Source organism: Flavobacterium sp. XS2P24 (genome assembly GCF_030010285.1).
GTDB lineage: Bacteria > Bacteroidota > Bacteroidia > Flavobacteriales > Flavobacteriaceae > Flavobacterium > Flavobacterium algoritolerans.
Genome location: NZ_JASCRU010000002.1, coordinates 118966 through 143203 on the forward strand (window position 1 = coordinate 118966; position 24238 = coordinate 143203).

The window sequence follows — 24238 nt, forward strand, 5'->3', positions numbered from 1 at the left end:
ATTTGTTTTAAAATATATAAATTCGCTGATATTTTTTCATTTTTTAAACATAAATACAATTGGCATCTAAAGATAAAGTAGTTAAGGAAACTCCGTTAATGAAGCAATACAATGAAATAAAAAGAAAGTATCCTGATGCTTGTCTTTTATTTCGCGTTGGAGATTTTTATGAAACATTTGGAGAGGACGCAGTTCGTGCTTCAAAAATATTAGGAATTGTCCTAACGAAGCGTGGAGCAGGTTCTGAAACTGAAACGGCACTGGCTGGTTTTCCGCATCATTCCTTGAATACATATTTACCAAAATTAGTCAAAGCAGGACTTCGTGTGGCAATTTGTGACCAGCTCGAAGATCCAAAAATGACTAAGACTATTGTAAAACGCGGTGTTACTGAACTGGTGACTCCTGGTGTTTCTATGAACGATGAGGTTTTACAATCAAAAACGAATAACTTTCTAGCATCCATTTTCTTTGCTAATAAATCCATAGGAATTTCATTTTTGGACGTTTCTACAGGAGAGTTTTTAACGGCGCAAGGTAATGCAGAATATATTGATAAACTGTTGCAGAATTTTAATCCAAGTGAGGTTCTAATTCCAAAAAATAATAAAAATGATTTCCGTGAGATTTTCGGAGAGGATTATCATAGCTTTTATCTGGAAGATTGGATTTACAAAGAAGATTACGCATTCGAAACCTTAACCAAGCATTTTCAGACGGTTTCTTTGAAAGGATTTGGAATCGAAGAATTGAAAGAAGGAATCATTGCTTCGGGAGCTATTTTGTATTATTTATCCGAAACACAACACAATAAAGTACAGCATATAACTGCGATTCAGCGTATCGCCGAAGATGCTTATGTCTGGATGGATAGATTTACTATTCGCAATCTGGAATTGTATCACAGTTACAATCCAAACGCGGTGACGCTTCTGGATGTTATTGATAAAACGCTTTCGCCAATGGGTGGTCGTTTGTTAAAAAGATGGTTGGCATTGCCGTTGAAAGACAGTGCTAAAATAAAAAGCCGTCACCAAGTGGTTTCTTATTTAAAAGAAAATCAGGGTGTGCTGAAAAATATTCAGAATCAAATCAAGCAAATTTCAGACTTGGAACGTTTGATTTCAAAAATTGCAGCCGGGAAAGTATCGCCTCGCGAAGTGGTTTATCTGAAAGAATCATTGGATGCTATTATTCCAATAAAGACCTTGGCGTTAGAAAGTCCGCAAGAAGCAGTGAAAGTAATCGGCGATAGTTTGCACAGTTGTGAATTATTGCGTGAAAAAATAAAAACCGTTTTGAATCAAGATGCGCCTGTGGCTATTGCCAAAGGAAATGCTATTGCCAAAGGAATCAATGCTGAGTTAGATGATTTACGTGCTATATCAACTTCTGGTAAGGAATTCTTGGAAGGAATCGAAAAAAGAGAATCACAACTGACGGGAATTTCATCATTGAAAATATCCTTTAATAACGTTTTTGGATATTACATCGAAGTTAGGAATATGCACAAGGATAAAGTTCCTGCGGAATGGATTCGAAAACAAACTTTGGTTAATGCGGAACGTTATATTACGGAGGAATTAAAAGAATATGAAACTAAAATCCTTGGTGCAGAAGAGAAAATCCATAAAATAGAAGTAGAATTATTCGAACAATTAGTCGGTTGGATTGCTACGTATATCAAGCCAGTTCAAATGAATGCTAATCTGGTGGCGCAACTCGATTGTTTGTGTTCTTTTACGCAATTGGCTATCGAAAATAAATACATCTGTCCGGAACTAGACGAAACATTCGAACTGGAAATTAAAAACGGAAGGCATCCTGTTATCGAAAAACAATTGCCTGTTGGTATGCCTTACATAGCCAATGATGTTTTCTTGGATAGAGAAACGCAGCAGTTGATTATGATCACGGGTCCAAATATGTCTGGAAAGTCCGCTATTTTGCGTCAAACGGCGCTGATTGTACTCTTGTCTCAAATGGGAAGTTTTGTTCCTGCAGACAGCGTGAGAATGGGAATTGTAGATAAAATATTCACCAGAGTAGGAGCGAGCGATAATATTTCGATGGGAGAATCTACTTTTATGGTCGAAATGAATGAAACGGCTTCTATCTTGAATAATATTTCCGATAGGAGTTTAGTGCTTTTGGATGAAATTGGAAGAGGAACGAGCACCTATGATGGGATTTCCATCGCATGGGCAATTGCTGAATTCTTACACGAACATCCTTCGCAACCAAAGACATTATTTGCAACGCATTACCACGAGTTGAATGAAATGAGTGAATCATTGCCTAGAATTCAGAATTATAATGTGGCCGTCAAAGAATTGAAAGATACCGTGCTTTTTATTCGAAAATTAGTAAAAGGAGGAAGTGCGCATAGTTTTGGAATACATGTGGCGAAGATGGCCGGAATGCCCCAAATTGTAATTTTGAAAGCGCAAAAGCTTTTGAAGAAATTAGAAAAAAATCATTCCAGCGATGCGCTGAACGGAATTAAAGCCGCTAAAGACGAAATGCAAATGAGTTTCTTTAATCTGGATGATCCTTTATTGGAAGAAATCAAAGAAGAGATTATAAGTCTGGATATAAATACCATTACGCCTATGGAAGCGCTGATGAAACTCAATGAAATTAAAAGAATGTTGACCAGAAAATAATTTATTTTATTTTAAAGATTACGTTATCAGAATGTTAACCCTGATGTGTGATTTTTTTATGAAAAAGGCTTGTGTAATTCAATAAATGTCCTAAATTTGCATCCGCAATACAGAACAAGTATCGCGGTTCTTTCTAAGAATTGAAAATGCGAAAATAGCTCAGTTGGTAGAGCGCGACCTTGCCAAGGTCGAGGTCGCGGGTTCGAGCCCCGTTTTTCGCTCCACACCACATAATGCTCGGATGGTGAAATTGGTAGACACGCTGGACTTAAAATCCAGTGAACAGCAATGTTCGTGCGGGTTCAAGTCCCGCTCTGAGTACTAAAGCCTCTTCAATTGAAGAGGCTTTTTTTGTTTTTATGGTTTTTGTATAAAACTAAATCTGTCGAAACCAATATCAACTTTTTTTGTGATTTGTAATTTTAATTTTTGTTATTTTAATAAACAATGGGCGCTTTCGTAATTAGTAAAAGGTATAATGATGAGTATAAATTTGTTTTTACTTCCAGAAAAGGGAAAGTTGTTTTTACGAGTTTAAGTTATGAGCTCAAGTTTGAGTGCGAAGAAGATATTGAAAAGTTTAAAGCGACAATTGAAACCGCTGACTTTTTAAAATTTAAATCTTCCGGCGGGAAATTTTATTTTAAATTAATGCTGGAAGGGAATCATTTTGCTACAAGTAGAAAATATACCACTTCGTTACGTTTGCAAAAAGGAATCGATGAAATTGTTCGATATGGATCAAATTCAGAGGTGTTGGATTTCTCAGGAAATGATTTTATTTTTTCTGATTAAAGGTTTTTAAATTAATTCGTAAATAAAAAAAAGAGAGTCGTGAAAATTTAATTTTCGCGACTCTCTTTTTTATTTGTATATCTATTCTTAAAAGAATGGAAATGTCATAAATTAAAAAAGCCATCTCGCATAGCGGATGGCTTTAAAATTTTTAGAATTTGAGTTCTAATTATTTTTTTGCAGCTTCAGTAGCAGTTGCAGCAGCTTCAGTAGCAACAGCAGCAGCAGAATCAACAACAACAGCAGCAGAATCAACTACAGCAGCAGCAGAATCAACTACAGCAGCAGCAGAATCAACAACAGCAGCAGCGTCTTCAGCAGGAGCGTCAGCTTTTTTACATGATACAACAGTCAAAACAGCAACAGCAGCTAAACTTAAAAATACTTTTTTCATCTTAATTTAATATAAAAGGTTAATTATTAATTCGTGGCAAAGATATAAATTTTTTAATATGTAAAATATTTTTTTATTTTTTTTTTAAAAAATAATATTTTTTGTCAACGCCGAAACAAATAACAATTATTGTGCCAATCCAGCTAAATAATTAATAAATGCTTTATATCGTTGTTGAGTCCTTGGTTTTACTTTAAGTTTTTCTTTTTCAGAGGTTTGCTTTTCTTGGGGTGAACCAGTTTTAGCTCACTTATCAAGTTTTTTGCACCAGCATATTTATCCATAATAAACAGGACGTAGCGTATGTCAACCATAATATTTCTACAAATACTTGGGTCATAATAGATATCACTCATGGTTCCTTCCCAAACCCTGTCAAAATTAAGCCCTATTAAGTTTCCGTTTGCGTCTATCACCGGGCTACCTGAATTGCCTCCTGTGGTGTGATTTGTGCCAATAAAGTTAACTGGCATTTTTCCGTTTTCACCATATGGACCGTAATCTTTAGTTTTATATAAGTCTAACAATTTAGCTGGAACATCAAATTCATAATCTCCGGGAATGTATTTCTCCATTACCCCATCTAAATAAGTTATTGGCGTATAAAGAGTAGCGTCTTTAGGTTCGTATCCTTTTACTTTTCCATAAGTAACTCGTAATGTGCTATTGGCATCTGGAAAAATTCGGCTGTCTTTGTTCAATTCCAATTGCGCTTTCATGTACGTGCGTTGCAGCGCAGTAATCTTTAAATTGATTTCGTCGTATTTTGGCGCGACTTCTTTCAAATATTTATCAGCTAATTCTTTTACCAACAGAAAACCTGGATCATTGTTTAAACTCGTTAAAACGGTTCGCGTATCGCCAGTTAATAATTCTTTCAGACCAGTATAATTTTTAAGTCTGGATTTACTGTAAATTTCCGAAGCTAAATTTTTAGCGTTTACATTCATCAAACTTTGTGGTAAAAATTGTTTTGGAGATTTGGCAGCATACAATTCAATCAATTGTTCAAAAACTTTTTCATCAACAGTAGCATTAAAATCTTTGTAAAAAGCTTCCTGACCAGTTAGCAAATTGTTTTTTCGGTCAGTAAAAGATTGCTCTCCTTTGGTTTTGTAAACTTGCTCTAGCTGATACAATTTGTAACCAACACTTAATAATTCGGTGTTAAGTTGCACAACTTCTGTAAAATAATCTCTTGCGGAAGCGTATGGGGCTATTTCTGCGTAGTTTTTTTCGAAATCGACTAAAAGTGTTCCGTATTCTTTTTCTTTGCCTGCTTTTGTTATTTTTTGCTGAAAGGCTTTTTCAGATTCTCTTTTAATAGCAACGGCATTTGATTTTTTTAATCCTTGGGTTTCACCAATCCATTTTTTCCAATTATTAGCAATTCTGGCATATTTAGAGGCGTATTGAATTTTAATGGCATTTTCTTTTCTCATGAAGCCATCAGCCACTTTCAAGGCTTTGTCTCTGATTTCGATTTTTGCCGGATTTAATTCGTTTACAATTTGCTCAATCGCAACAGAAGGTAAATATTCATTTGTTTTTCCTGGATAACCAAAAACTAATGTGAAATCATCTTCGGCTACGCCGTCAAGTGAAATCGGCAAGAAGTGTTTAGGGGTGTAAGGAACATTGTCTTTCGAATACGCAGCTGGACGATTGTTCTTGTCAGCATAAATTCTAAACAATGAAAAATCTCCCGTATGACGCGGCCAAACCCAATTATCAGTATCAGAACCAAATTTCCCTATTGAGGAAGGCGGAGCACCTACCAATCGTACATCGGTAAAAGTTTCTGTTACAAAAAGCATGTATTGATTGCCTTCGTAAAACGTACGGATTTTATTTTCCTGCCAATTTTCTTTTGGTAAAGAATTAGTAAGTGCCGTAATGTTTTCTTGAATTTTGTTTTGTTTTTCTGATTCGCTGGTTAGAGCAGCAGTTCCCTCTAAAACTAATGTGGTCACATCTTCGATTTTTACAATAAAAGCGACGGTTAAGTTTTTATTAGGCAATTCGTCTTCCATTTTGTAAGCCCAAAATCCATCAGTCAGGTAATCATGATCTACCGTAGAGTGCGATTGAATTTGTGAAAATCCGCAATGATGATTCGTTAAAATCAATCCTTTTGGAGAAATAACTTCAGAGGTACAACCGCCATTAAAATGCGGAACGGCATCTTTCATGCTCGATTGATTGACATCGTAAATCTCTTTCGCAGACATTTTCATGCCTAAATTTTTCATTTCTGTTTCATTCATTCCTTTCAAAAGTGAAGGAATCCACATGCCGCCCTGCTGCGCTTGCATCTGGATGACAAATAATAATAAGAATAGTTTTAAAAATTTCATGGTATTAAATTTAGGGTGTAATTTTATTTGATTTTGTATCGCATCAATTTTCTGTTGTGCATCTCAAAATCGTGCGCAAGGTACAATTTTTGTGCTTTTTCGTTGTGTTGTTCCACTTCCAGATAAATAAGTTTTAACGATAGTTTATGACTTTCATTTTGAATGAATGCAATGGTTTTACTTCCAATTCCTTTGCCTCTGGTTTTTTCGGTCAAATACAATTCGTCTAAAAAAGCAATTTTTCCTTGGTATTCAAAACTAAAAACAAAGGTTAGGATAACGTAGCCTACAATTTCATTATCGGATAAAATGAGCCATGATTTTCCCAGATTTTCATTGGAAATAAATTCCCGAAATAAAGCTTTGGAAACATCAATGTCAATAGGATAATTATCAATCGCATAAAACTCTTGCATCATGGACACAATCGTTTCGATATCAGAAATTACTAACGGTTTAAATTGAATCATTCAAGATGTGTTTCAGAATAATGGCTGTAGCTCCTTTATTCATTTGTACAAAAGTGCTGCACATATGTCCTTTTTCGTGCCTGATGTCATCGTTCTGGATGAGGTTTTTAAATGCTTCGTCTAGCTCTTTGTTATTGTTGATAGAAATACAAGCTTCCATATTTACCAATGCTGTTGCTTCTGCAAAATGTGAATAGTTGGGGCCAATGAGTATTGGAACGCCAAAGGTTGCCGGTTCCAGTAAATTATGAACTCCGGGATTCCCAAAACCACCGCCCACATATGCAATATCCGCATAACTGTAAATTTTTGTCAGAATCCCAATTGTGTCAATGATAAAAACATCGAAATCAGCGAGATTTTGTCCTTCTTTTTCAGAGAATAAAACGATTTTTTTGGTGATGCTATTTTTTAATTGTTGAATTTGTTCTTCTTTGATATTATGTGGCGCAATTATAAATTTGACATTTAATGTATTCGAATTAATGAAATCCACTAATAAATTTTCGTCTTTCGGCCACGAACTTCCCACGACAATCGTTAATGTGTTGTTTTTAAACTGAGCAATAAAATCCAAGGAATTGTCTTTTTCTAAAATTGCGGCAACTCGGTCAAATCGGGTGTCTCCAGAAACCGAAACATTCGTTTTGCCTACTTCTTGCAGTAATTTTTTTGAAGTTTCATTTTGTACAAAAAAGTAAGTGAATGTATTTAATGCTTCTCTATAAAAGCCGCCGTACCATTTGAAAAACAGTTGATTTTTTCTAAGAATTCCAGAAATTAAATAGGTTTTGGTGTTCCGTTTTTTGAGTTCGTATAAATAATTGGGCCAGTATTCATATTTAATAAAAAATACCAAATCTGGATGAACGATTTTTAAAAAATTCTGAGCATTTTTCTGGGTGTCCAAAGGTAAATAAACCGTAACATCTGCAACGGTATTGTTTTTCCGAACTTCATAACCCGAAGGCGAAAAAAAAGTAAGTACAATTTTGTGAGAAGGGAATTGCTCTTTTATTTTTTCAATTACGGGCAAGCCTTGCTCATACTCGCCTAAGGAAGCAGCATGAAACCAGATTGTTTTATCGATAGGTTTTATTTTTTGTTCCAAAAAAGGAAAAACCAGTTTGCGGCCTTCTACAAAAAGTTTCATTTTTGGGCTGAAAACAGCTGCGATTTTTAATAAAAAACCAGCTATTTGAACAATTAGATTATAGAGAAAAAGCATCGTTGAAATTTTGGGCTAAAATACGTTTTCTTTAGGTTTTTTGTTTCGGCAGTAATATATAAATTTTGGTTGTCAGGAATCCACTTTTTATTTCATTGGAATAATATCGTTTTTTAATGTGGGTTGCATTGGTTTAAACTCATAAATAACTATTTTTGTTCTTCGTTTTAAGAAAGTGTTTGTGGTTTCTGGAAACCATAAACTTTCGAACTTTAACAAAAATTTCAATGAAAAAAATCCAAATGGTTGACTTGAAAAGTCAATATGATAAAATTGTAACCACTGTAAATGCTTCTATTCAGCAGGTTCTGGACACAAATACTTACATTAATGGGCCTCAAGTTCATCAGTTTCAAAAATCTTTAGAAGGATATCTTGACGTAAAACACGTAATTCCATGTGCTAATGGAACCGATGCGTTGCAAATTGCTATGATGGGATTGGATTTAAAACCAGGAGATGAGGTAATTACTGCCGATTTTACTTTTGCAGCGACAGTAGAAGTTATTGCTTTACTGCAATTGACACCAGTTTTAGTCGATGTGGATATGTATAACATGAATATTTCTATCGAAGGAATTAAAAAAGCGATTACGCCAAAAACAAAAGCAATAGTTCCAGTACATTTGTTTGGTCGTGCCGCCAATATGGAAGCTATTATGGCTATCGCCAAAGAATATAATTTATATGTTATTGAAGATAATGCGCAAGCGATTGGTGCCAATTGTAAATTTTCTGACGGAACAAAAAAGAAAGCAGGAACGATTGGACATTTAGGGGCTACATCCTTTTTTCCTTCCAAAAACCTTGGATGTTACGGAGACGGTGGAGCCATTTTTACAAATGATGATGCATTGGCCCACAAACTTCGCGGAATTGTAAACCACGGAATGTACGAACGTTATCACCATGATGTCGTAGGTGTAAATTCACGTTTAGACAGTATTCAAGCAGCTGTTTTGAATGCTAAATTGCCTTTGTTAGACGAGTACAGTAAAGCCAGACAAGATGCAGCCAGAAAATATTCAACTGCTTTTGAAGGACATAAAAATATAATTGCACCAAGTATTTGTGATATTTGTGATTGTCACGTTTTTCATCAATATACATTGCGAATTGTTGATGCTGACAGAAATGGTTTGATGCAACATTTGTTGGACAAAGGAATTCCATGTGCTATTTATTATCCAATTCCATTGCATTCGCAAAAAGCATATTTGGATTCCAGATATAAAGAGGAAGATTTCCCAGTTACCAATCAGTTGGTTAAAGAAGTTATTTCCTTACCGATGCATACAGAATTAGATGATGAACAAATTAAATTCATTACGGATAGCGTTTTAGAGTTTTTAAAATAATAGAAAGACGCAATTTATTGCGTCTTTTTTATGTGGTATAAATATTAAGAGATGCTATAAATCGCGTCTGTACAAAAAAGTAATCATGAAAATATTAGTTACAGGAGGTTTGGGTTTTATTGGTTCGCATACTGTTGTCGAATTACAAAATGAGGGTTTTGAAGTAGTAATTGTAGATAATTTATCGAATACATCATTGAGTGTGTTGGATGGAATCCAGAATATTACCGGAAAAATTCCTGCTTTCGAAAAGTTAGATTTGCGCGAAAAGGATAAGGTTCAAGACTTTTTTAAAAGACATCATGATATTTCAGGTGTGATTCATTTTGCAGCTTCAAAAGCAGTGGGCGAAAGCGTAGAAAATCCATTGTTGTATTATGAAAATAACATCAATGCATTAGTTTATATTTTGCAGGAATTACAGCAAAAAACAGAAGCGAATTTTATTTTCAGTTCCTCTTGTACGGTTTATGGTCAAGCTGAAACAATGCCAATTACCGAAAATGCGCCAGTACAGCAGCCAATTTCCCCTTATGGAAACACCAAAAAAATTGGAGAAGAAATCATTACTGATACTGCCAAAGTAACCAATGTGAATGCAATTTTATTGCGTTATTTTAATCCAATTGGGGCGCATCCATCCACTGAAATTGGAGAATTGCCTATTGGAGTTCCTCAAAATTTAGTGCCGTTTATTACTCAGACTGGTTTTGGATTGCGTAAAGAATTAGCAGTTTATGGAGATGATTACCCAACTCCAGATGGGACAGCGGTACGCGATTATATTCACGTAGTAGATTTGGCGAAAGCCCATGTAATCGCTTTGCAACGCTTATTGAACAAAAAAAATACTGCCAAAGTAGAAACATTTAATTTGGGAACGGGAACCGGAAGTTCTGTTTTAGAAGTGATACATACTTTCGAAAGGGTAAGCGGTAAAAAATTGCCTTACAAAATTGTAGGACGTAGAGAAGGAGATATTACTTCGGCTTACGCCAATACGGATAAAGCCAATACTGTTCTGGGATGGACGTCACAATCCACGCTTGAAGAAGCAATGGCTAGTGCCTGGAAATGGGAACAGAAAATTAGAAAATAAAAAAAGGGCTGTCATTAACAGCCCTTTTTTTAAAATTATTTTTTTGCTGCTTCTTTCAATTTTTCAGCGGCTTGATTCATTTTGTCAGCTCCTTTTTCAAGAACTTCTCCTGCTTTAACCTTGGTAGAATCAGCTGCAGCATCCACTTTTACAGCTGCTGTGTCTATAGCTTCTTCCATTTCATTACCAACGGCTTCGGTAGCCTCTTTTACTTCGTCTTTTGTTTCTTTTTTGCAAGAAGTCATTAAAGTTGCAATACATGCTAATCCTAAAAGTGCTTTTTTCATTTTTTTCATTTTAAAAATTAAAATTGATTTTAACTCATTTTATAAAGATAAAAAAAATCCTCATAAACAAGAGTTTATGAGGATACTATTTTGAACACTAAATGCTAATTATGCATTCGCAGTAACTGCTTCTTTATCAATTTTTCCAATCAGTCCTGCCAATACTTTTCCAGGACCTACTTCAGTAAATAAAGTTGCTCCGTCTTTTATCATTTGTTGTACAGATTGCGTCCATTTTACTGGAGCTGTCAATTGAATGATTAGGTTTTTCTTAATTTCGGCCGGATCTGAAACTGCGCTTGCCGTTACATTCTGGTATACCGGACAAATAGGAGCAGAAAACGTAGTTGCTTCAATAGCTGCAGCCAGTTCTTCACGAGCCGGTTCCATCATTGGAGAGTGAAAAGCACCTCCAACAGGTAACAATAATGCGCGTTTTGCACCAGCGGCTTTCATCGCTTCACATGCTTTTTCTACTGCTGATGTTTCTCCTGAAATCACTAATTGTCCCGGGCAGTTGTAATTTGCTGCTACTACAATTCCGTCGATAGAAGCGCAAACTTCTTCTACGATATTGTCAGCCAATCCTAAAACTGCTGCCATTGTAGATGGTTTTATTTCGCAGGCTTTTTGCATTGCCAAAGCGCGTTGTGAAACCAGTTTTAATCCGTCTTCAAAAGACAAAGCGCCATTTGCTACTAAAGCTGAAAATTCACCCAATGAATGTCCCGCTACCATTTCTGGTTTGAAATCTTCACCAAGCGTTTTTGCCAAAATCACCGAATGCAAGAAAACTGCCGGTTGTGTCACTTTGGTTTCTTTCAATTCCTCGGCAGTTCCTTCAAACATGATGTCTGTGATGCGGAAACCTAAAATTTCGTTTGCTTTCTCGAATAATTCTTTTGCAAGAGCAGAATTTTCATATAAGTCTTTACCCATTCCTGTGAATTGTGCGCCTTGACCTGGAAATACGTATGCTTTCATGTGTCTAATTTAAAGATTGAAAAATGTAAGGATTGAAATATTAGTTTCAATCGGGATGCAAAAATACTATTTTTTGCGGTATTGTAAATAGGGTTCCTGTTTTCTTTAAAATTGACACTTTTTTAGTGTAACATTTAGAAGGATTAAAGACTAATGTTGAAATATATAAAGATTGAATATCATGAAAAAAATCTTCTCAATTGTTTTTCTACTCCTTTTTGGATTTTTCCTTTTTTACATCAACCTGCCGGTTATTAATTATGGATTTACGGGTTTTGCTATTGTTTTGTTGTTATTAGTTATTCTTGGGATTTTATTTTCTTTGGGACTTATTGTTTCACAGCAAACGAAGCAAGTCAAGATTGTTTCCAGACCGAGCAAGGTTTTGTATATTCTGGCAGGAATACTTTTAGTGTATTGTATCGCGCTTCCTTTTGTAACAAGCTTAAAAATGTTCAGAAGCGATTCGTACCAAAAATTAATAGGTGAGGTTAAAAACGGTCAAAAAATAACCAATCATATTGCTCCAATTTCTATTGATAAAATCCGTGTGGTCGATGAGGAGTTAGCGCATCTTTTGGGTGAAAAAATATTAGGTTCACAACCAGCTTTGGGAAGTCAGGTAGAATTAGGGGATTTTTGTATCCAAAAGGTAAATGACAACTTGTATTGGGTTGCTCCATTATTGCATTCTGGTTTTTTAAAATGGTTCAATAACCAAGAAGGAACTGCGGGATATGTTATGGTTTCTGCAACCAATGAACGCGATGTGAAATTAGTTCAGAGTGTAGGAGGGAAAGCCATTAAGATTAAGTACCAGCAAGGGGCTTATTTTCAAAGTGATATTCATAGACATGTTTATTTTAATGGAAACGCTACGGTTGGTTTGGCTGATTTTAGTTTTGAAATTGATGATGCTGGAAATCCATTTTGGATTGTCACTAAATATGTGAAAAAAATTGGTTTCTCAGGAAAAGAAGCGACTGGTGTTATTGTTGTTGATGCCCAATCTGGAGCTATAAATGAATATTCGATTGCTGAAACACCAAAATGGGTAGATCGAATTCAGCCTTTGGATTTCATAGAAGATCAATTGAACGATAGGGGAGAATATGTTCACGGGTATTGGAATTTTTCTAATGCGGATAAACTTCAAATCACGGAAGGATTGACATTGGTGTACGGAAAAGACAATAAATCCTATTGGTATACGGGATTGACTTCTGTAGGGAAAGAAGAATCAGCAGTAGGTTTTGTATTGGTGGATACCAGAACCAAAGAAACTACCTTTTATAAGCAAGGAGGCGCGACAGAATTTGCTGCTCAAAGCTCCGCACAAGGGAAGGTTCAGGAAAAAGGCTATAAGGCTTCGTTGCCTATTCCGTATAATATCAATAACATTCCCACGTATGTAATGACACTTAAAGATGACGGTGGATTAGTTAAAATGTTTGCAATGGTTGCCATCTCAGATTATACGATTGTGGGCGTAGGCAATACGATGCGAGAAACGTTGACTTCATTTAAAAACGTCTATAATATGGCTGATAATAAAATAAATCCGAACAGTGTTTCCAATAAAAAATCGCTGAAATCAGTGGTGACCCGAATCCAGAATGATGTGAAAAATGGGAATAGTTTTTATTATTTTAAAGTAAAAGATTATCCTAATATTTTTGTAGGTTCTTCACAAATATCCAATCAATTGCCCGTAACAATGGTGGGTGACAGTATAAAAATTTCTTTTGATGTAGACTTAGAAGAAGTAATTGATGTTTCGAGTTTTGAGAATATCAATCTGAAAATGAGCATGAAAACGAAATAATTAAAAAGGGCCTAAAGAAATTTCTTTAAGCCCTTTTTTTATTTTTTTGGCAGTAATTTGAATGAGGTGACTTTGAATTTATTGTCAACCACTTTACCAACCACTTCCGCTTTTCTAATTGCAGAACAAAAACCATCGCTGGCATGCGCATCTCCATGAGAGTCGATAGAACTTCCGTCAACAAAATAGGATTTTCCGTCAATGCGAACGGCTAATTCGCAACCGTGTCCTTCCATCCCAAATTGGCATTGTCCGCACGAAGCTTCTACAATTTGAGGTTTTTTTGGTTCTTCTTTCTTATCCTGAGCGCTTGCAAGTGTTGCAGAGAACAAAATAGCTAAGTATAGTAACTTTTTCATAAATGATTAAATTTTTACTTCAGCTAAGATACTCGTTTTTTTATATCGAATAATTTTTAAACATATAAATCCACAATAATCTGGAAAAACGAATGTTGAAAGAAGACATTGCAATAATGACAACAGCAATAATTGGAATGATTCTCAAATCAAAATTTTCGATAAAGAAGAATTGGGCTACAGCATATGTCGCTATACCTTGCGCTACTGTTAAACCATAATTGACATACATGGCACCAAAGAAATAACCAGGTTCTTTTTCGAATTTAAACTGGCAATTCGAGCAATACTGGTTCATTTTAGGAAATCCAATGTTTAAGAAAATATTCTTTTCATTGAAAACTTTGCCTTTAAGACAGTGAGGGCAATCATTATTCAGGATGTGTACAATAGAATTTGACATCGTTATTATTTTTATCAAAGGTATTTCTTATTCATGTCATGGATGTTTTCTATATTCGCTTATTATAGCACAATAAAGACATTTAGAGCGAGATGAAAAAATATCCGATTTATAACATCCAGCGGTTTAACTGTAATTCAGTGAATAGTGATTTGTATATTAATACTTTTAAAAATCACTTAATCGACCATAGTTTTGTTGAGGAACCACACCGCCATAATTCGTATGTTCTGGTTTTTTTTACGAAAGGTTCCGGAACGCATGAAATCGATTTTGATGTATTTACGATTCAGCCGGGAAGTATGTTTTTCTTGCAACCCGGACAAATGCACCATTGGAATTTATCCGATGATGTAGAAGGTTTTGTGATTTTCTATTCGCAGGAAATGTATAATCTTTATTTTGGACAAAAAACCATTGGCGATTATCCTTTTTATTCTTCAGTGGACAATAAGCCAGAAATGTTTTTTGATGCAACCGAATCGAAATTGATTCTCCCTTATTTTGAGAGTTTAATTTTAGAAACTCAGGCAAATCAGCTGTTGAAACAGGATAAAATCATGAATCTGTTAGACATCATTCACATTGAAATTGCCAGAAAATATAGTGAAACACATCTCCACGAAGCCCATTCGTATAATGTGAAAATCAAAACATTTGAATTGGTTTTAGAACATAATTTTAAAAAAGAAAAAGCACCTTCTTTCTATGCTTCGCAACTTGCTATTACTTTAAAACATTTGAACCGAATTTGCAATGAAATGTTGCAAAAAACCACAACCGAAGTAATTACAGATAGAATTATACTCGAAGCGAAACGCATGCTAATGGATAAAAAGTTTACCGTTAATGAAATTGCAACGGAATTAGGCTTCGATGATTATTCTTATTTTACACGATTATTCAAAAAAAATACCCGAATGACTCCAACGAACTTTCGCATTTTTAAAAAGTAATGGGGAATCAATGTCGTTTCCTAAAGACGTTTGTCAAGTCGAGCGCAGTCGAGACTCAACGGTTAGTCTCGACTGCGCTCGACTTGACAATACTATAGATAGTAAATTACGAATTTACGGTAACTAAACTGGCTGCTTTTTTCGCTTTTTCTACCACTTCCTCAATTGGAGTTTCTAAAGTATCATTGACTAAAGCTACCCCCATTCTTCTATACGGTCTTGAACTTGGTTTTCCAAAGATTCTGAAATCAGTTTTAGGTAAGGAAGCAATGTTTTCGATGCCGGAATAAGTCGGGTTTGTTGAGTTTTCTGAAGCTAAAATTACAGCACTTGCTCCCACTTTTTCTAATGTAATTTCGAAAATGGGCAAACTCAAAATAGCTCTTAAATGCAATTCGAATTCATTGAAGTTTTGTGTTCCAGCTAATGTTACCATTCCAGTATCATGCGGACGAGGAGATAATTCCGAGAAATAAACGCCGTCATCAGCCAAGAAAAATTCTACTCCAAAAAGTCCTGCGCCACCCAAAGCTTCAGTTACTTTTTCGGCCATGTCTTGTGCTTCGTATAAATCCTTGTCGGATATTCTGGCGGGTTGCCAGCTTTCTTGATAATCGCCACGTTCTTGTCTATGGCCAATTGGCGCGCAAAAAAGTGTCGGATTATTATTTTGGACAACCGTTAATAAAGTAATCTCCGAATTGAATTTGACAAATGCTTCTACAATAACTTCTACCACATCGCCACGGGAACCTTCAACGGCATAATTCCATGCTTTTTCAATATCAGCTTCCGTTTTTATGGTAGATTGTCCTTTTCCGGACGATGACATTAATGGTTTTACGACACAAGGCATTCCTACGGCTTCAACACCTTTTTGCAGTTCTTCAGCAGTTGTGGCGTAGCGGTAATCAGCAGTTTTTAATCCTAATTCTTTGGCAGCCAAATCCCGAATCGCTTTGCGGTTCATCGTGTAGTTTGCCGCTTTCGCAGAGGGAACTACGGTAATTCCTTGCATTTCGTAATCATAAAAACGCTCGGTTCTGATGGCTTCAATTTCCGGAACAATAAAATCAGGTTTGTGTTTGGCAACGATACTATCTAAAGCGTCACCATCCAGCATATTGATAACTTCAAAATCATGGGCAACTTGCATGGCGGGCGCATTTTCGTAACTGTCAACCGCAATTACGGTTTGTCCGATGCGTTGGGCGGAGATTGTAAATTCTTTTCCTAATTCGCCTGAACCGAGAAGCAATATTTTCATTTTTTTGAAGTTTCAAGTTTATGATTAGTTGTTGTTTTTGTCAATTTCAAAAATAATAAGTTCGATAGCTCTTAAATCACTTATTGGATGATTGAACTTTGTTTTAAATTCTTTTAAAATTTCTTGAATATTATGGTTTGCACAAACAACATTTTTTAAGATATAATTGTATTCAATATAATTTTCATGTTTGTCAATTCCATAAGAGTATTTATTTCCTGTGATATAACGAACAATTCTACTATCCCAAATTGCAAAATTTTCAGGATTTATAAAGTGGAATAATTTTGAAGTTCCAACCATTGAATTATTAATATTTTTTTTAATTAATTCAATATCCTCATATGATAAATTCTGATTCGTCTTAGTTTTATTTAAAATGTCAATTGTTCTCTCAATTTCAATTTCTCCCAAATGTAGAATTGTTGGCATCCAGCCGTAAACAAAATGAGATGAAATAACTAAATTTTCATATTTTATTTGATCTAAACTTTTGAAATAGTCTATAAAAATAGGATACGATTTTAGATAAGATTGATTAAAATCAAGATTTAATTCTGAATAGTCTTTAACTATTTTTTCTGTGTTTAATAGGTTTTCAAAATTCATGTTTTATGGTTTTATTTTTTTGCATGAGGGATAGGAGTGGAAATCCTTTTTATTCCCGCAGCGATAGCGAAGGTAATAAAAAGATTGCAACGGATAGCCCGACCCTTGTGGTCACGCCCAAAAACAACAAAACCCCAAGAATATCTTGAGGCTTTGATGGTATTATAAGTTGGATTTTTGACTTTCTAACTTTCGATTTTATGAGATTTGACTATAGTGCCAAAGCATCTTTGATTCTTTTTAATGCTTCTTTCAAGATCTCGTCGCTGGTTGCGTAAGAGAAACGAATACAGTCAGGATTTCCAAAAGCGTCACCTGTTACCGTTGCTACGTTAGCTTCGGCCAAAAGGTACATTGATAAATCCATTGCATTTTTGATTTCGGTTCCTTTCAATGTTTTTCCGAAGAAAGAGGAAACATCTGGGAATACGTAAAAAGCTCCTTCAGGAACGTTGATTTTTACTCCTGGAATTTCTTTTAATAATCCTACCACTAAATCTCTACGGCTATGGAAGGCATCAACCATGTGTTTCAATACACTTGGATCAGCATCTACTGCTGTAATGGTAGCGCGTTGTGCGATAGAATTTGCTCCTGAGGTTACTTGACCTTGAATTTTTGTACAGGCTTTAGCAATGAATTCTGGTGCGCCAATATATCCAATTCTCCATCCTGTCATAGCGAAAGCTTTTGCTACTCCATTTACGGTAATTGTTCTTTCTAACATTCCTGGGATAGATGCGATGCTGCAAAAAGTCCCTGAGAAATTGATGTGCTCGTAGATTTCGTCAGCAACTATATATATGTGAGGGTATTTTTCTAACACTTTTGCAAGAGCCGTTAATTCTTCTCTGTTATAAACAGATCCGCTTGGATTACAAGGAGAACTGAACCACATCATTTTTGTTTTAGGTGTAATCGCTGCTTCTAATTGTTCTGGTGTGATTTTGAAATCCGTATCTACAGAAGTAGGAACTTCTACAGGAACTCCACCGGATAATTTTACAATTTCGAAATAAGAAACCCAGTAAGGAGCTGGTAAAATTACTTCGTCACCATCATTCAGCATTACTTGTGCAATGTTGTATAAGGATTGTTTTGCTCCTGTTGAAACTACAATTTGAGATGGTTTGTAGTCTAAATTATTATCTCTTTTGAATTTTCTGCAGATTGCTTCTTTTAAATCAGCATATCCTTCTACTGGAGAATAAGTACTGTAATTTTCGTCAATTGCCTTTTTTGCTGCTTCTTTGATGAAGTCTGGTGTATTGAAATCAGGTTCGCCTAAACTTAAGCTGATGATATCTTTTCCTTGTGCTTTTAATTCTCTGGCCAAAGCTGCCATTGCTAGTGTTTGTGATGTAGCTAGATTGTTAATTCTATCGGATAATGGATTCATTGTAATAGGTTGTAGTTAGTTTATTTATTATTGTAAAGATGCATGGTAGAGATGCTCTGCGGTACATCTCTACAACATGTTATGTTTCGTTTAATTATGTAAGTTCCGGTTTCATTCCCAAATCTTTTAAATGCTTGAAATGAGCAATAACGGCGCTTCGCATTGTTTTGTATTCGTAATACGGCAAATTGCATTCCTGCGCAGTTTCTTTTACGATACTGGCAATTTTGCCATAATGAACGTGACTTATGTTTGGGAAAATATGATGCTCGATTTGGTGATTTAATCCACCAGTGTACCAGTTTACGATTTTGTTTTTTGGAGCAAAATTCGTAGTGGTAAACAATTGATGAATAGCCCAAGTATTGTCCATTTCACCTAATTCATTTGGAGATGGATTAGTCGTTTCTTCAACAACGTGTGCCAATTGGAACACAACACTTAGAATTAATCCAGCAGTGTAATGCATCACGAAGAAACCAATTAATACTTTCCACCAAGTGATTCCAATAACGATTGGTAATACGATCCAGATAGAAACATAAATTACTTTGGTGATAATTAAAGTCGTCCAAAGTATTTTTGGGCTTTTCGCTTCTCCGTAAGATAATTTTCTTTTCAAGTAGCTTCTCATCTGTTTGAAATCAGTTGTGATAGCCCAGTTGAAAGTTAGTAATCCGTATAAGAATACAGAATAATATTGCTGAAAACGGTGGAAATTATACCATTTTGCTTCTTTAGTAAAACGGATAACACGTCCGGCATCTAAATCCTCATCGTGACCCGGAATGTTTGTGTAGGTGTGGTGTAAAACATTATGTTGCACTTGCCAGTTGTATACATTTCCTGCCAAAACATAAATAGTTCCACCCATGAATTTGTTGACCCAAGTTTTATTGGAATAAGAACCATGATTTCCATCGTGCATCACATTCATTCCTACTCCAGCCATTCCAATTCCCATAACTATTGTCAACAGAAGATGTGCCCAAAATGGCATACCAAGTGTCAGAATTAAAAAATAAGGCGCAAGAAAAACAGAAAACAGAATTATAGTTTTCAAATATAGTTTCCAATTGCCGGTCTTTTGGATGTTGTTTTCTTTGAAGTAATTGTTAACCCGTGAGTTAAGTGTTCTAAAAAACTTTAGGCTATCTTGCTTAGCAAATGTTGGAGCATTATTATTCATATAATTTTAATAAAGTTCAAAGGTAATTATTATAAATTTTTGGATATACAAAATTGAGATAAATATTTTAACTCTAAAGTATTACTTTTGTTAAAAAATTAATAGATGGACGAGATTCTTAAGTATTTTCCTAATTTAACTGATATTCAGAAAGAACAGTTTGAAAAATTGGATTTTTTATACCATGATTGGAATGAAAAAATCAATGTTATTTCGAGAAAAGATATTGATGCTTTGTACACCAAACATATTTTACATTCTTTAGGAATTGCCAAAATCATAAAATTTGAACCAGGTACTTATGTTCTTGATGTTGGAACTGGCGGAGGATTTCCTGGTATTCCATTGGCGATTCTTTTTCCCGAAACGCGTTTTTATTTGATTGATGTCATTGCAAAAAAAATAAAAGTGGTTCAGGCTGTTGCCGAAGGATTGGAATTGAAAAATGTAAAAGCCGAGCAAATGCGTGCTGAAAATGTAAAAGGAGATTTCGACTTTATTGTGAGTCGTGCCGTGACGAACATGCCAGATTTTGTTTCTTGGGTGAAAACCAAAATCAAAAAGAACAACAAACACGAATTGAAAAACGGAATTCTGTATCTAAAAGGGGGTGATTTAACCGAAGAATTAAAGGATTTCCCAAAAGCAACTGAATATAATCTTGCTGATTTCTTCGAGGATGAATTCTTTGAAACGAAGAAAGTGGTGCATTTGCCGTTGAAGTTTACAGTATAAGTCATTGCGAGGAACGAAGCAATCACATTCAAAACAAAGCCCCACAAGAATTCAAAATAATTTGAATTCTTGTGGGGTTTAAATTATAAATCACAAATTGTTATTCTGCAATCCAGAATCTTTATTCTCCTAAAAATGGATATCTGTAATCAACTGGAGTAACAAAAGTTTCTTTGATTGTTCTTGGGGAAGCCCAACGCAATAAGTTCAATGCTGAACCCGCTTTGTCATTCGTTCCTGATGCTCTTGCACCACCAAAAGGTTGCATTCCTACAACTGCTCCGGTTGGTTTGTCATTGATGTAGAAGTTGCCGGCTGCATTTTGCAATTTGGTAGTTGCTTCCTCAATGGCATAACGATCTTGACTAAAAACTGCACCTGTCAACGCATATTCTGAAGTGGTATCAACCAGCTCTAAAGTTGCTGACCAGTTTTCGTCTTCGTAAACGAAAATCGTCATTACAGGTCCGAATAATTCGGTTTCCATGGTTGAATAATGTGGATTTGTCGTAACAATAATTGTAGGTTCAATAAAATAACCAACAGATTTATCATAATTACCACCAACGATGATTTCTGCATCAGCGTCTTTTTTAGCTTGGTTAATAAAACCGGCCAATTTATCAAAAGAACCCTCGTGAATTACTGCCGTGATAAAGTTTCCAAAATCTTCTGGAGAACCCATTTTCATTGATTTTGTATCAGTGATAAGTTGTTCTTTTACTGCTGGCCACAAGCTTTGTGGTACATAAGCTCTTGAAGCTGCTGAACATTTTTGACCTTGAAACTCAAAAGCACCACGAACTATTCCTGTTGCAACTTGCTTCGGATTTGCACTTGGATGTGCGATAATAAAATCTTTTCCTCCGGTTTCTCCTACGATTCTTGGATATGTTTTATAATGATGAATATTGGTTCCAATTTTTGCCCAAATATCTTTGAATACATGTGTTGAACCTGTAAAGTGGATTCCGGCAAAATCACGGCTTGCCAAGACAGTATCGGTAATCATCAAAGCGTCTCCAAAAACAACGTTGATAACGCCATCAGGAACACCTGCTTCTTTAAATACTTCAATAATGATTTGTGCTGAGAAAACTTGGCTGTCGCTTGGTTTCCAAATCACGACATTCCCCATCATGGCAGCACTTGCAGGAAGATTTCCCGCAATGGCAGTGAAGTTAAAAGGAGTGATAGCATATACAAAACCTTCCAGTGGTCTGTATTCTAATCGGTTCCACATATCCGAATTTGAATTAGGCTGATCACCGTAAATTTGAGTCATAAATTCTACGTTGAAACGTAAAAAGTCAATGAATTCACAAGAGGCATCAATTTCGGCTTGATGGATATTTTTTGACTGCGCAATCATCGTTGCGGCATTTATTCTTGCTCTGTAAGGTCCAGCAATCAATTCAGCTGCTTTTAGGAAAATAGCTGCTCTTTGTTCCCAAGCCATATTTGCCCACGCTGTTCTTGATTCTAATGCATTTGCAATCGCTTTTTCAACATGTGCTTTTTCAGCAAGATGATACGTTCCTACGATATGTTTGTGATCGTGCGGAGCGGTCATATTTTTTGTGTTGCCAGTCCTAATTTCTTTGTTTCCAATGTATAAGGGTACATCTATTTTAGAACTCCACATTTTTGTGTAAGCGGCTTGAACAGCTGCTTTTTCCGGTGAATTTGGCGCATATCCTTTTACTGGTTCGTTCACCGCTTTTGGTACATGAAAAAATCCTTTTAACATATTTATAAAGTTATAAAATTAGAAATGGTTGTAATGTGTTTTTAAATATTGCACAAAAGTACGAAGGATTGTTTGAAAAAAGACATTTTTTGGCGTAAACTAAAAGGGATGGTTTAGATTGTTGCGTTTTAGCCCAGATAGAAATGTAAAGCTTTTTGTAGTCTCGTTATATTTTTTCTTGTGAAATAAGAGCGACTTTAGAAGCTCCTTATTTTACTTAGAAAAAAATAAATGAGGCGACGAAAACTTGAAATGAATAGCTGGATGAGCTACTAAAAAAAAGAGATAAATTCTAATTCAAAGCAAAAGGCGCACATAACCTAAAAGTAGGTACGATAACTTTGAAGTTCTTTGTAGAGGTGAAGTTAATCATGTTGAAATATCCTTTCATGGCGCCATAAGGCGAAGAAAGTAAACAGCCAGAACTGTAGGTATGAAATTCACCCGGTTTTAAAACTGGTTTTTTTCCAATTACGCCTTCTCCATCAACTATTTCTATTGCATTTAGAGAATCAAAGATTTCCCAATGGCGAGAAATCAGCTGAACAGAATCTTTACTGTGATTTTCAATTGTGATTACATAACTAAAGGCAAAGTGAATCTTGTAGTTTTTGAAGTAGGTTCCTTCAAAACTAGTCAAAACTGAAATTTTTATACCTCTTGTTATTTGAGAAACCATGATTAAATGGATGAATATGTGTTTATTATTTACAAATTTACAAAAAATTGAACTCGTTTTGCTAAATTTTTGAAAAGTTTTTTTAGTTGGTAATATTTAAGGAATTTGCTATTCCTTTCCCAACAACTCTATCGTATCGATCTGTGTTTTCTCTGTAATAAACGAGTACGGTGTAGTCATTTTCGGTTTGATAAAAATTTCCGTCAATTGCATTTTCATAGTCAATAACTCCTTTGTCATCAGCAACAATATATTTATAGTTTGTAAAACCCTGCTTAACCAAAATAGCTTTTTCATAAACGCTCTTTTGGGAGTTGTACTCCATTTTGTATTCTGGGGTAAGGTTGTAATTATTGAACATTCCACCAACATAAATATTCTTTTTCAATCTAAAAGTAGGGGCAGAAAGGCTAAAATAAACCCAAACATAATCTGCTTCGATTTCAGGATTAGTGGCATTGATGTTATTAACAACGAAATCACCATTAACATCTTGGGTAAATGAATAAGGGAAATTTGTTCGTGCGCCATTGGTATATAAATAAGAACCATAAATTGCCGTATTAGAATCTATACGAGCGATGTTGTTACTTGCGGATCGTATGTCTTTGTTTTCAAAAAACAAAAACTCATTTCCTGCCCAAAATTGTGTTTCAGGGTCATATTTGTAAATCAATTCATTTCCAATGGTATATTGTGGGACCACATTTTTTATGGCAGTGTTAAATTGTCCGTTTTGAAGCAAGACTACTTTAACGTTCTTCATTGGATTTTGAAATGTAATTAGGCTTGATTTTATAGAGAATTCTAAATTGTGTTTCAGTTCTATATTGCTGACTGTTCGTGCTCGCTTCACCTGCATTGGAACCGTAACAAGATCTTCACATAAAATGAATTTTCTGGAAAATACCACTTCTTTATTTTCGTCTAAAACTTTAATGATGTAATTTCCGCTGATTCGCAACTGCTGTGTAAACTGATTGGGAATTGATAATTTGTAGTGCGAATAGATTTGTAATGTATTGAAGGAATTAGTGTAATTTTGGATTCTTTGATTGTCAAAACCTTGTAAATATTCGTTTTTTGGAATTCCAGAAGGAACCCAGTTGTAATCGCAATGGATTATTTCGTAATAATAATTGGCTTCATTGCCAAAAAGGTCATCAAACTGCAATTGAAATCCTTCTCCTAATTTAAAAATTAGAATCACATTTCGATCACTTTGTAAAAAAGAAATCGTTTTGATATTGTAAGGCGCGGCTACTTCTTTTTCTGCTTGTGCAGAGGAAGAATTAGCTGTGAATACAAAAAGAAAAAAGAAGACTATTTTAAAAAAAGATTTTATCATTTTGCAGCGCTTAAAGATTTTGTAAATATAAGGAATACTCCCCGTTTTTATCCGATAATGTAATTCAAAGAGTAAATATAT

General features: G+C 35.1%; 22 protein-coding genes and 2 tRNA genes. 9 read left to right on the forward strand and 15 right to left on the reverse strand.

Annotated features, from left to right (window positions below):
* Window positions 1–59: 59 nt before the first annotated feature.
* The 4 genes from mutS (at window position 60) to QLS31_RS02375 (ending at window position 3461) form a co-directional block, all read left to right on the forward strand.
* Complete coding sequence (gene mutS, locus QLS31_RS02360; protein WP_282742312.1) at window positions 60–2666, forward strand: DNA mismatch repair protein MutS; 2607 nt, start codon at window positions 60–62, stop codon at window positions 2664–2666.
* 148 nt (window positions 2667–2814) lie between these two features.
* A tRNA-Gly gene (locus tag QLS31_RS02365) sits at window positions 2815–2890 on the forward strand.
* Between the two features lie 11 nt (window positions 2891–2901).
* Window positions 2902–2987 (forward strand) — tRNA-Leu (locus QLS31_RS02370).
* A gap of 126 nt (window positions 2988–3113) precedes the next feature.
* Window positions 3114–3461, forward strand: a complete 348-nt coding sequence (locus QLS31_RS02375) for a DUF1508 domain-containing protein (protein ID WP_099714385.1) — start codon at window positions 3114–3116, stop codon at window positions 3459–3461.
* Window positions 3462–3630: 169 nt separating this feature from the next.
* Here the strand turns inward: QLS31_RS02375 and QLS31_RS02380 are convergent, their stop codons facing one another.
* The 4 genes from QLS31_RS02380 to QLS31_RS02395 form a co-directional block, all read right to left on the reverse strand.
* Window positions 3631–3855 carry a hypothetical protein gene (locus QLS31_RS02380; protein WP_099714386.1) on the reverse strand — a complete coding sequence of 75 codons (225 nt, stop codon included), beginning with the start codon at window positions 3853–3855 and terminating at the stop codon, window positions 3631–3633.
* Between the two features lie 188 nt (window positions 3856–4043).
* Window positions 4044–6212: a S46 family peptidase gene (locus QLS31_RS02385; protein WP_282742314.1), complete on the reverse strand. Its 2169-nt coding sequence runs from the start codon at window positions 6210–6212 to the stop codon at window positions 4044–4046.
* A gap of 23 nt (window positions 6213–6235) precedes the next feature.
* Window positions 6236–6682, reverse strand: coding sequence for a GNAT family N-acetyltransferase (locus tag QLS31_RS02390; RefSeq protein ID WP_282742316.1), 447 nt, complete (start codon window positions 6680–6682; stop codon window positions 6236–6238).
* On the reverse strand, window positions 6669–7910 hold the full coding sequence (locus QLS31_RS02395; protein WP_282742318.1) for a glycosyltransferase N-terminal domain-containing protein: 1242 nt from the start codon (window positions 7908–7910) through the stop codon (window positions 6669–6671). The genes QLS31_RS02390 and QLS31_RS02395 overlap by 14 nt, the downstream gene beginning before the upstream one ends.
* A gap of 227 nt (window positions 7911–8137) precedes the next feature.
* Between QLS31_RS02395 and QLS31_RS02400 the strand changes: the two genes are divergently transcribed.
* Window positions 8138–9268: a DegT/DnrJ/EryC1/StrS family aminotransferase gene (locus tag QLS31_RS02400; protein ID WP_282742320.1), complete on the forward strand. Its 1131-nt coding sequence runs from the start codon at window positions 8138–8140 to the stop codon at window positions 9266–9268.
* Between the two features lie 85 nt (window positions 9269–9353).
* On the forward strand, window positions 9354–10367 hold the full coding sequence (gene galE, locus QLS31_RS02405) for a UDP-glucose 4-epimerase GalE (protein WP_282742322.1): 1014 nt from the start codon (window positions 9354–9356) through the stop codon (window positions 10365–10367).
* Window positions 10368–10402: 35 nt separating this feature from the next.
* On the opposite strand, the gene QLS31_RS02410 is transcribed toward galE, so the two are convergent.
* Window positions 10403–10654 (reverse strand): hypothetical protein, encoded by a 252-nt coding sequence (locus QLS31_RS02410; protein WP_121343369.1) that lies wholly within the window; start codon window positions 10652–10654, stop codon window positions 10403–10405.
* Window positions 10655–10762: 108 nt separating this feature from the next.
* Window positions 10763–11638: an ACP S-malonyltransferase gene (fabD, locus tag QLS31_RS02415; protein ID WP_099714391.1), complete on the reverse strand. Its 876-nt coding sequence runs from the start codon at window positions 11636–11638 to the stop codon at window positions 10763–10765.
* Between the two features lie 181 nt (window positions 11639–11819).
* Here fabD and QLS31_RS02420 point away from each other — a divergent pair, with 181 nt between their 5' ends.
* Window positions 11820–13463 carry a hypothetical protein gene (locus QLS31_RS02420; protein WP_282742324.1) on the forward strand — a complete coding sequence of 548 codons (1644 nt, stop codon included), beginning with the start codon at window positions 11820–11822 and terminating at the stop codon, window positions 13461–13463.
* A 38-nt stretch (window positions 13464–13501) separates the two neighbouring features.
* Here QLS31_RS02420 and QLS31_RS02425 read toward each other — a convergent pair whose 3' ends face one another.
* Window positions 13502–13822, reverse strand: coding sequence for a DUF6370 family protein (locus tag QLS31_RS02425; RefSeq protein WP_099714397.1), 321 nt, complete (start codon window positions 13820–13822; stop codon window positions 13502–13504).
* A gap of 40 nt (window positions 13823–13862) precedes the next feature.
* Window positions 13863–14225 (reverse strand): DUF983 domain-containing protein, encoded by a 363-nt coding sequence (locus QLS31_RS02430; protein ID WP_121342809.1) that lies wholly within the window; start codon window positions 14223–14225, stop codon window positions 13863–13865.
* 140 nt (window positions 14226–14365) lie between these two features.
* Between QLS31_RS02430 and QLS31_RS02435 the strand changes: the two genes are divergently transcribed.
* Window positions 14366–15181, forward strand: a complete 816-nt coding sequence (locus QLS31_RS02435; protein WP_349238927.1) for a helix-turn-helix transcriptional regulator — start codon at window positions 14366–14368, stop codon at window positions 15179–15181.
* Window positions 15182–15287: 106 nt separating this feature from the next.
* Here QLS31_RS02435 and purT read toward each other — a convergent pair whose 3' ends face one another.
* The 4 genes from purT to QLS31_RS02455 form a co-directional block, all read right to left on the reverse strand.
* Complete coding sequence (gene purT / locus QLS31_RS02440; RefSeq protein WP_282742329.1) at window positions 15288–16448, reverse strand: formate-dependent phosphoribosylglycinamide formyltransferase; 1161 nt, start codon at window positions 16446–16448, stop codon at window positions 15288–15290.
* 24 nt (window positions 16449–16472) lie between these two features.
* On the reverse strand, window positions 16473–17057 hold the full coding sequence (locus tag QLS31_RS02445; RefSeq protein ID WP_282742331.1) for a hypothetical protein: 585 nt from the start codon (window positions 17055–17057) through the stop codon (window positions 16473–16475).
* Between the two features lie 211 nt (window positions 17058–17268).
* A complete protein-coding gene (locus QLS31_RS02450; protein ID WP_282742333.1) occupies window positions 17269–18456 on the reverse strand; it encodes a pyridoxal phosphate-dependent aminotransferase in 1188 nt (395 codons plus the stop codon).
* Window positions 18457–18550: 94 nt separating this feature from the next.
* Complete coding sequence (locus tag QLS31_RS02455; RefSeq protein ID WP_282742335.1) at window positions 18551–19645, reverse strand: acyl-CoA desaturase; 1095 nt, start codon at window positions 19643–19645, stop codon at window positions 18551–18553.
* A 105-nt stretch (window positions 19646–19750) separates the two neighbouring features.
* Between QLS31_RS02455 and rsmG the strand changes: the two genes are divergently transcribed.
* Window positions 19751–20380 carry a 16S rRNA (guanine(527)-N(7))-methyltransferase RsmG gene (rsmG, locus tag QLS31_RS02460; protein ID WP_131991762.1) on the forward strand — a complete coding sequence of 210 codons (630 nt, stop codon included), beginning with the start codon at window positions 19751–19753 and terminating at the stop codon, window positions 20378–20380.
* A gap of 121 nt (window positions 20381–20501) precedes the next feature.
* Here the strand turns inward: rsmG and pruA are convergent, their stop codons facing one another.
* The 3 genes from pruA to QLS31_RS02475 all read right to left on the reverse strand — a co-directional run bounded on the left by pruA (window position 20502) and on the right by QLS31_RS02475 (window position 24157).
* Complete coding sequence (gene pruA / locus QLS31_RS02465; protein WP_282742338.1) at window positions 20502–22130, reverse strand: L-glutamate gamma-semialdehyde dehydrogenase; 1629 nt, start codon at window positions 22128–22130, stop codon at window positions 20502–20504.
* Between the two features lie 292 nt (window positions 22131–22422).
* Window positions 22423–22809, reverse strand: coding sequence for a Co2+/Mg2+ efflux protein ApaG (apaG, locus tag QLS31_RS02470; RefSeq protein WP_099714405.1), 387 nt, complete (start codon window positions 22807–22809; stop codon window positions 22423–22425).
* Window positions 22810–22891: 82 nt separating this feature from the next.
* Window positions 22892–24157 (reverse strand): DUF5103 domain-containing protein, encoded by a 1266-nt coding sequence (locus tag QLS31_RS02475; RefSeq protein ID WP_282742340.1) that lies wholly within the window; start codon window positions 24155–24157, stop codon window positions 22892–22894.
* Between the last annotated feature and the right edge of the window lie 81 nt (window positions 24158–24238).

Bases quoted from the DNA above. Each gene is read 5' to 3' on its own strand.
- QLS31_RS02375 (WP_099714385.1), top strand. From the start codon at position 3,114: ATGGGCGCTTTCGTAATTAGTAAAAGGTATAATGATGAGTATAAATTT.
- QLS31_RS02380 (WP_099714386.1), bottom strand. From the start codon at position 3,855: ATGAAAAAAGTATTTTTAAGTTTAGCTGCTGTTGCTGTTTTGACTGTT.
- QLS31_RS02385 (WP_282742314.1), bottom strand. From the start codon at position 6,212: ATGAAATTTTTAAAACTATTCTTATTATTATTTGTCATCCAGATGCAA.
- QLS31_RS02390 (WP_282742316.1), bottom strand. From the start codon at position 6,682: ATGATTCAATTTAAACCGTTAGTAATTTCTGATATCGAAACGATTGTG.
- QLS31_RS02395 (WP_282742318.1), bottom strand. From the start codon at position 7,910: ATGCTTTTTCTCTATAATCTAATTGTTCAAATAGCTGGTTTTTTATTA.
- QLS31_RS02400 (WP_282742320.1), top strand. From the start codon at position 8,138: ATGAAAAAAATCCAAATGGTTGACTTGAAAAGTCAATATGATAAAATT.
- galE (WP_282742322.1), top strand. From the start codon at position 9,354: ATGAAAATATTAGTTACAGGAGGTTTGGGTTTTATTGGTTCGCATACT.
- QLS31_RS02410 (WP_121343369.1), bottom strand. From the start codon at position 10,654: ATGAAAAAAGCACTTTTAGGATTAGCATGTATTGCAACTTTAATGACT.
- fabD (WP_099714391.1), bottom strand. From the start codon at position 11,638: ATGAAAGCATACGTATTTCCAGGTCAAGGCGCACAATTCACAGGAATG.
- QLS31_RS02420 (WP_282742324.1), top strand. From the start codon at position 11,820: ATGAAAAAAATCTTCTCAATTGTTTTTCTACTCCTTTTTGGATTTTTC.
- QLS31_RS02425 (WP_099714397.1), bottom strand. From the start codon at position 13,822: ATGAAAAAGTTACTATACTTAGCTATTTTGTTCTCTGCAACACTTGCA.
- QLS31_RS02430 (WP_121342809.1), bottom strand. From the start codon at position 14,225: ATGTCAAATTCTATTGTACACATCCTGAATAATGATTGCCCTCACTGT.
- purT (WP_282742329.1), bottom strand. From the start codon at position 16,448: ATGAAAATATTGCTTCTCGGTTCAGGCGAATTAGGAAAAGAATTTACA.
- QLS31_RS02445 (WP_282742331.1), bottom strand. From the start codon at position 17,057: ATGAATTTTGAAAACCTATTAAACACAGAAAAAATAGTTAAAGACTAT.
- QLS31_RS02450 (WP_282742333.1), bottom strand. From the start codon at position 18,456: ATGAATCCATTATCCGATAGAATTAACAATCTAGCTACATCACAAACA.
- QLS31_RS02455 (WP_282742335.1), bottom strand. From the start codon at position 19,645: ATGAATAATAATGCTCCAACATTTGCTAAGCAAGATAGCCTAAAGTTT.
- rsmG (WP_131991762.1), top strand. From the start codon at position 19,751: ATGGACGAGATTCTTAAGTATTTTCCTAATTTAACTGATATTCAGAAA.
- pruA (WP_282742338.1), bottom strand. From the start codon at position 22,130: ATGTTAAAAGGATTTTTTCATGTACCAAAAGCGGTGAACGAACCAGTA.
- apaG (WP_099714405.1), bottom strand. From the start codon at position 22,809: ATGGTTTCTCAAATAACAAGAGGTATAAAAATTTCAGTTTTGACTAGT.
- QLS31_RS02475 (WP_282742340.1), bottom strand. From the start codon at position 24,157: ATGATAAAATCTTTTTTTAAAATAGTCTTCTTTTTTCTTTTTGTATTC.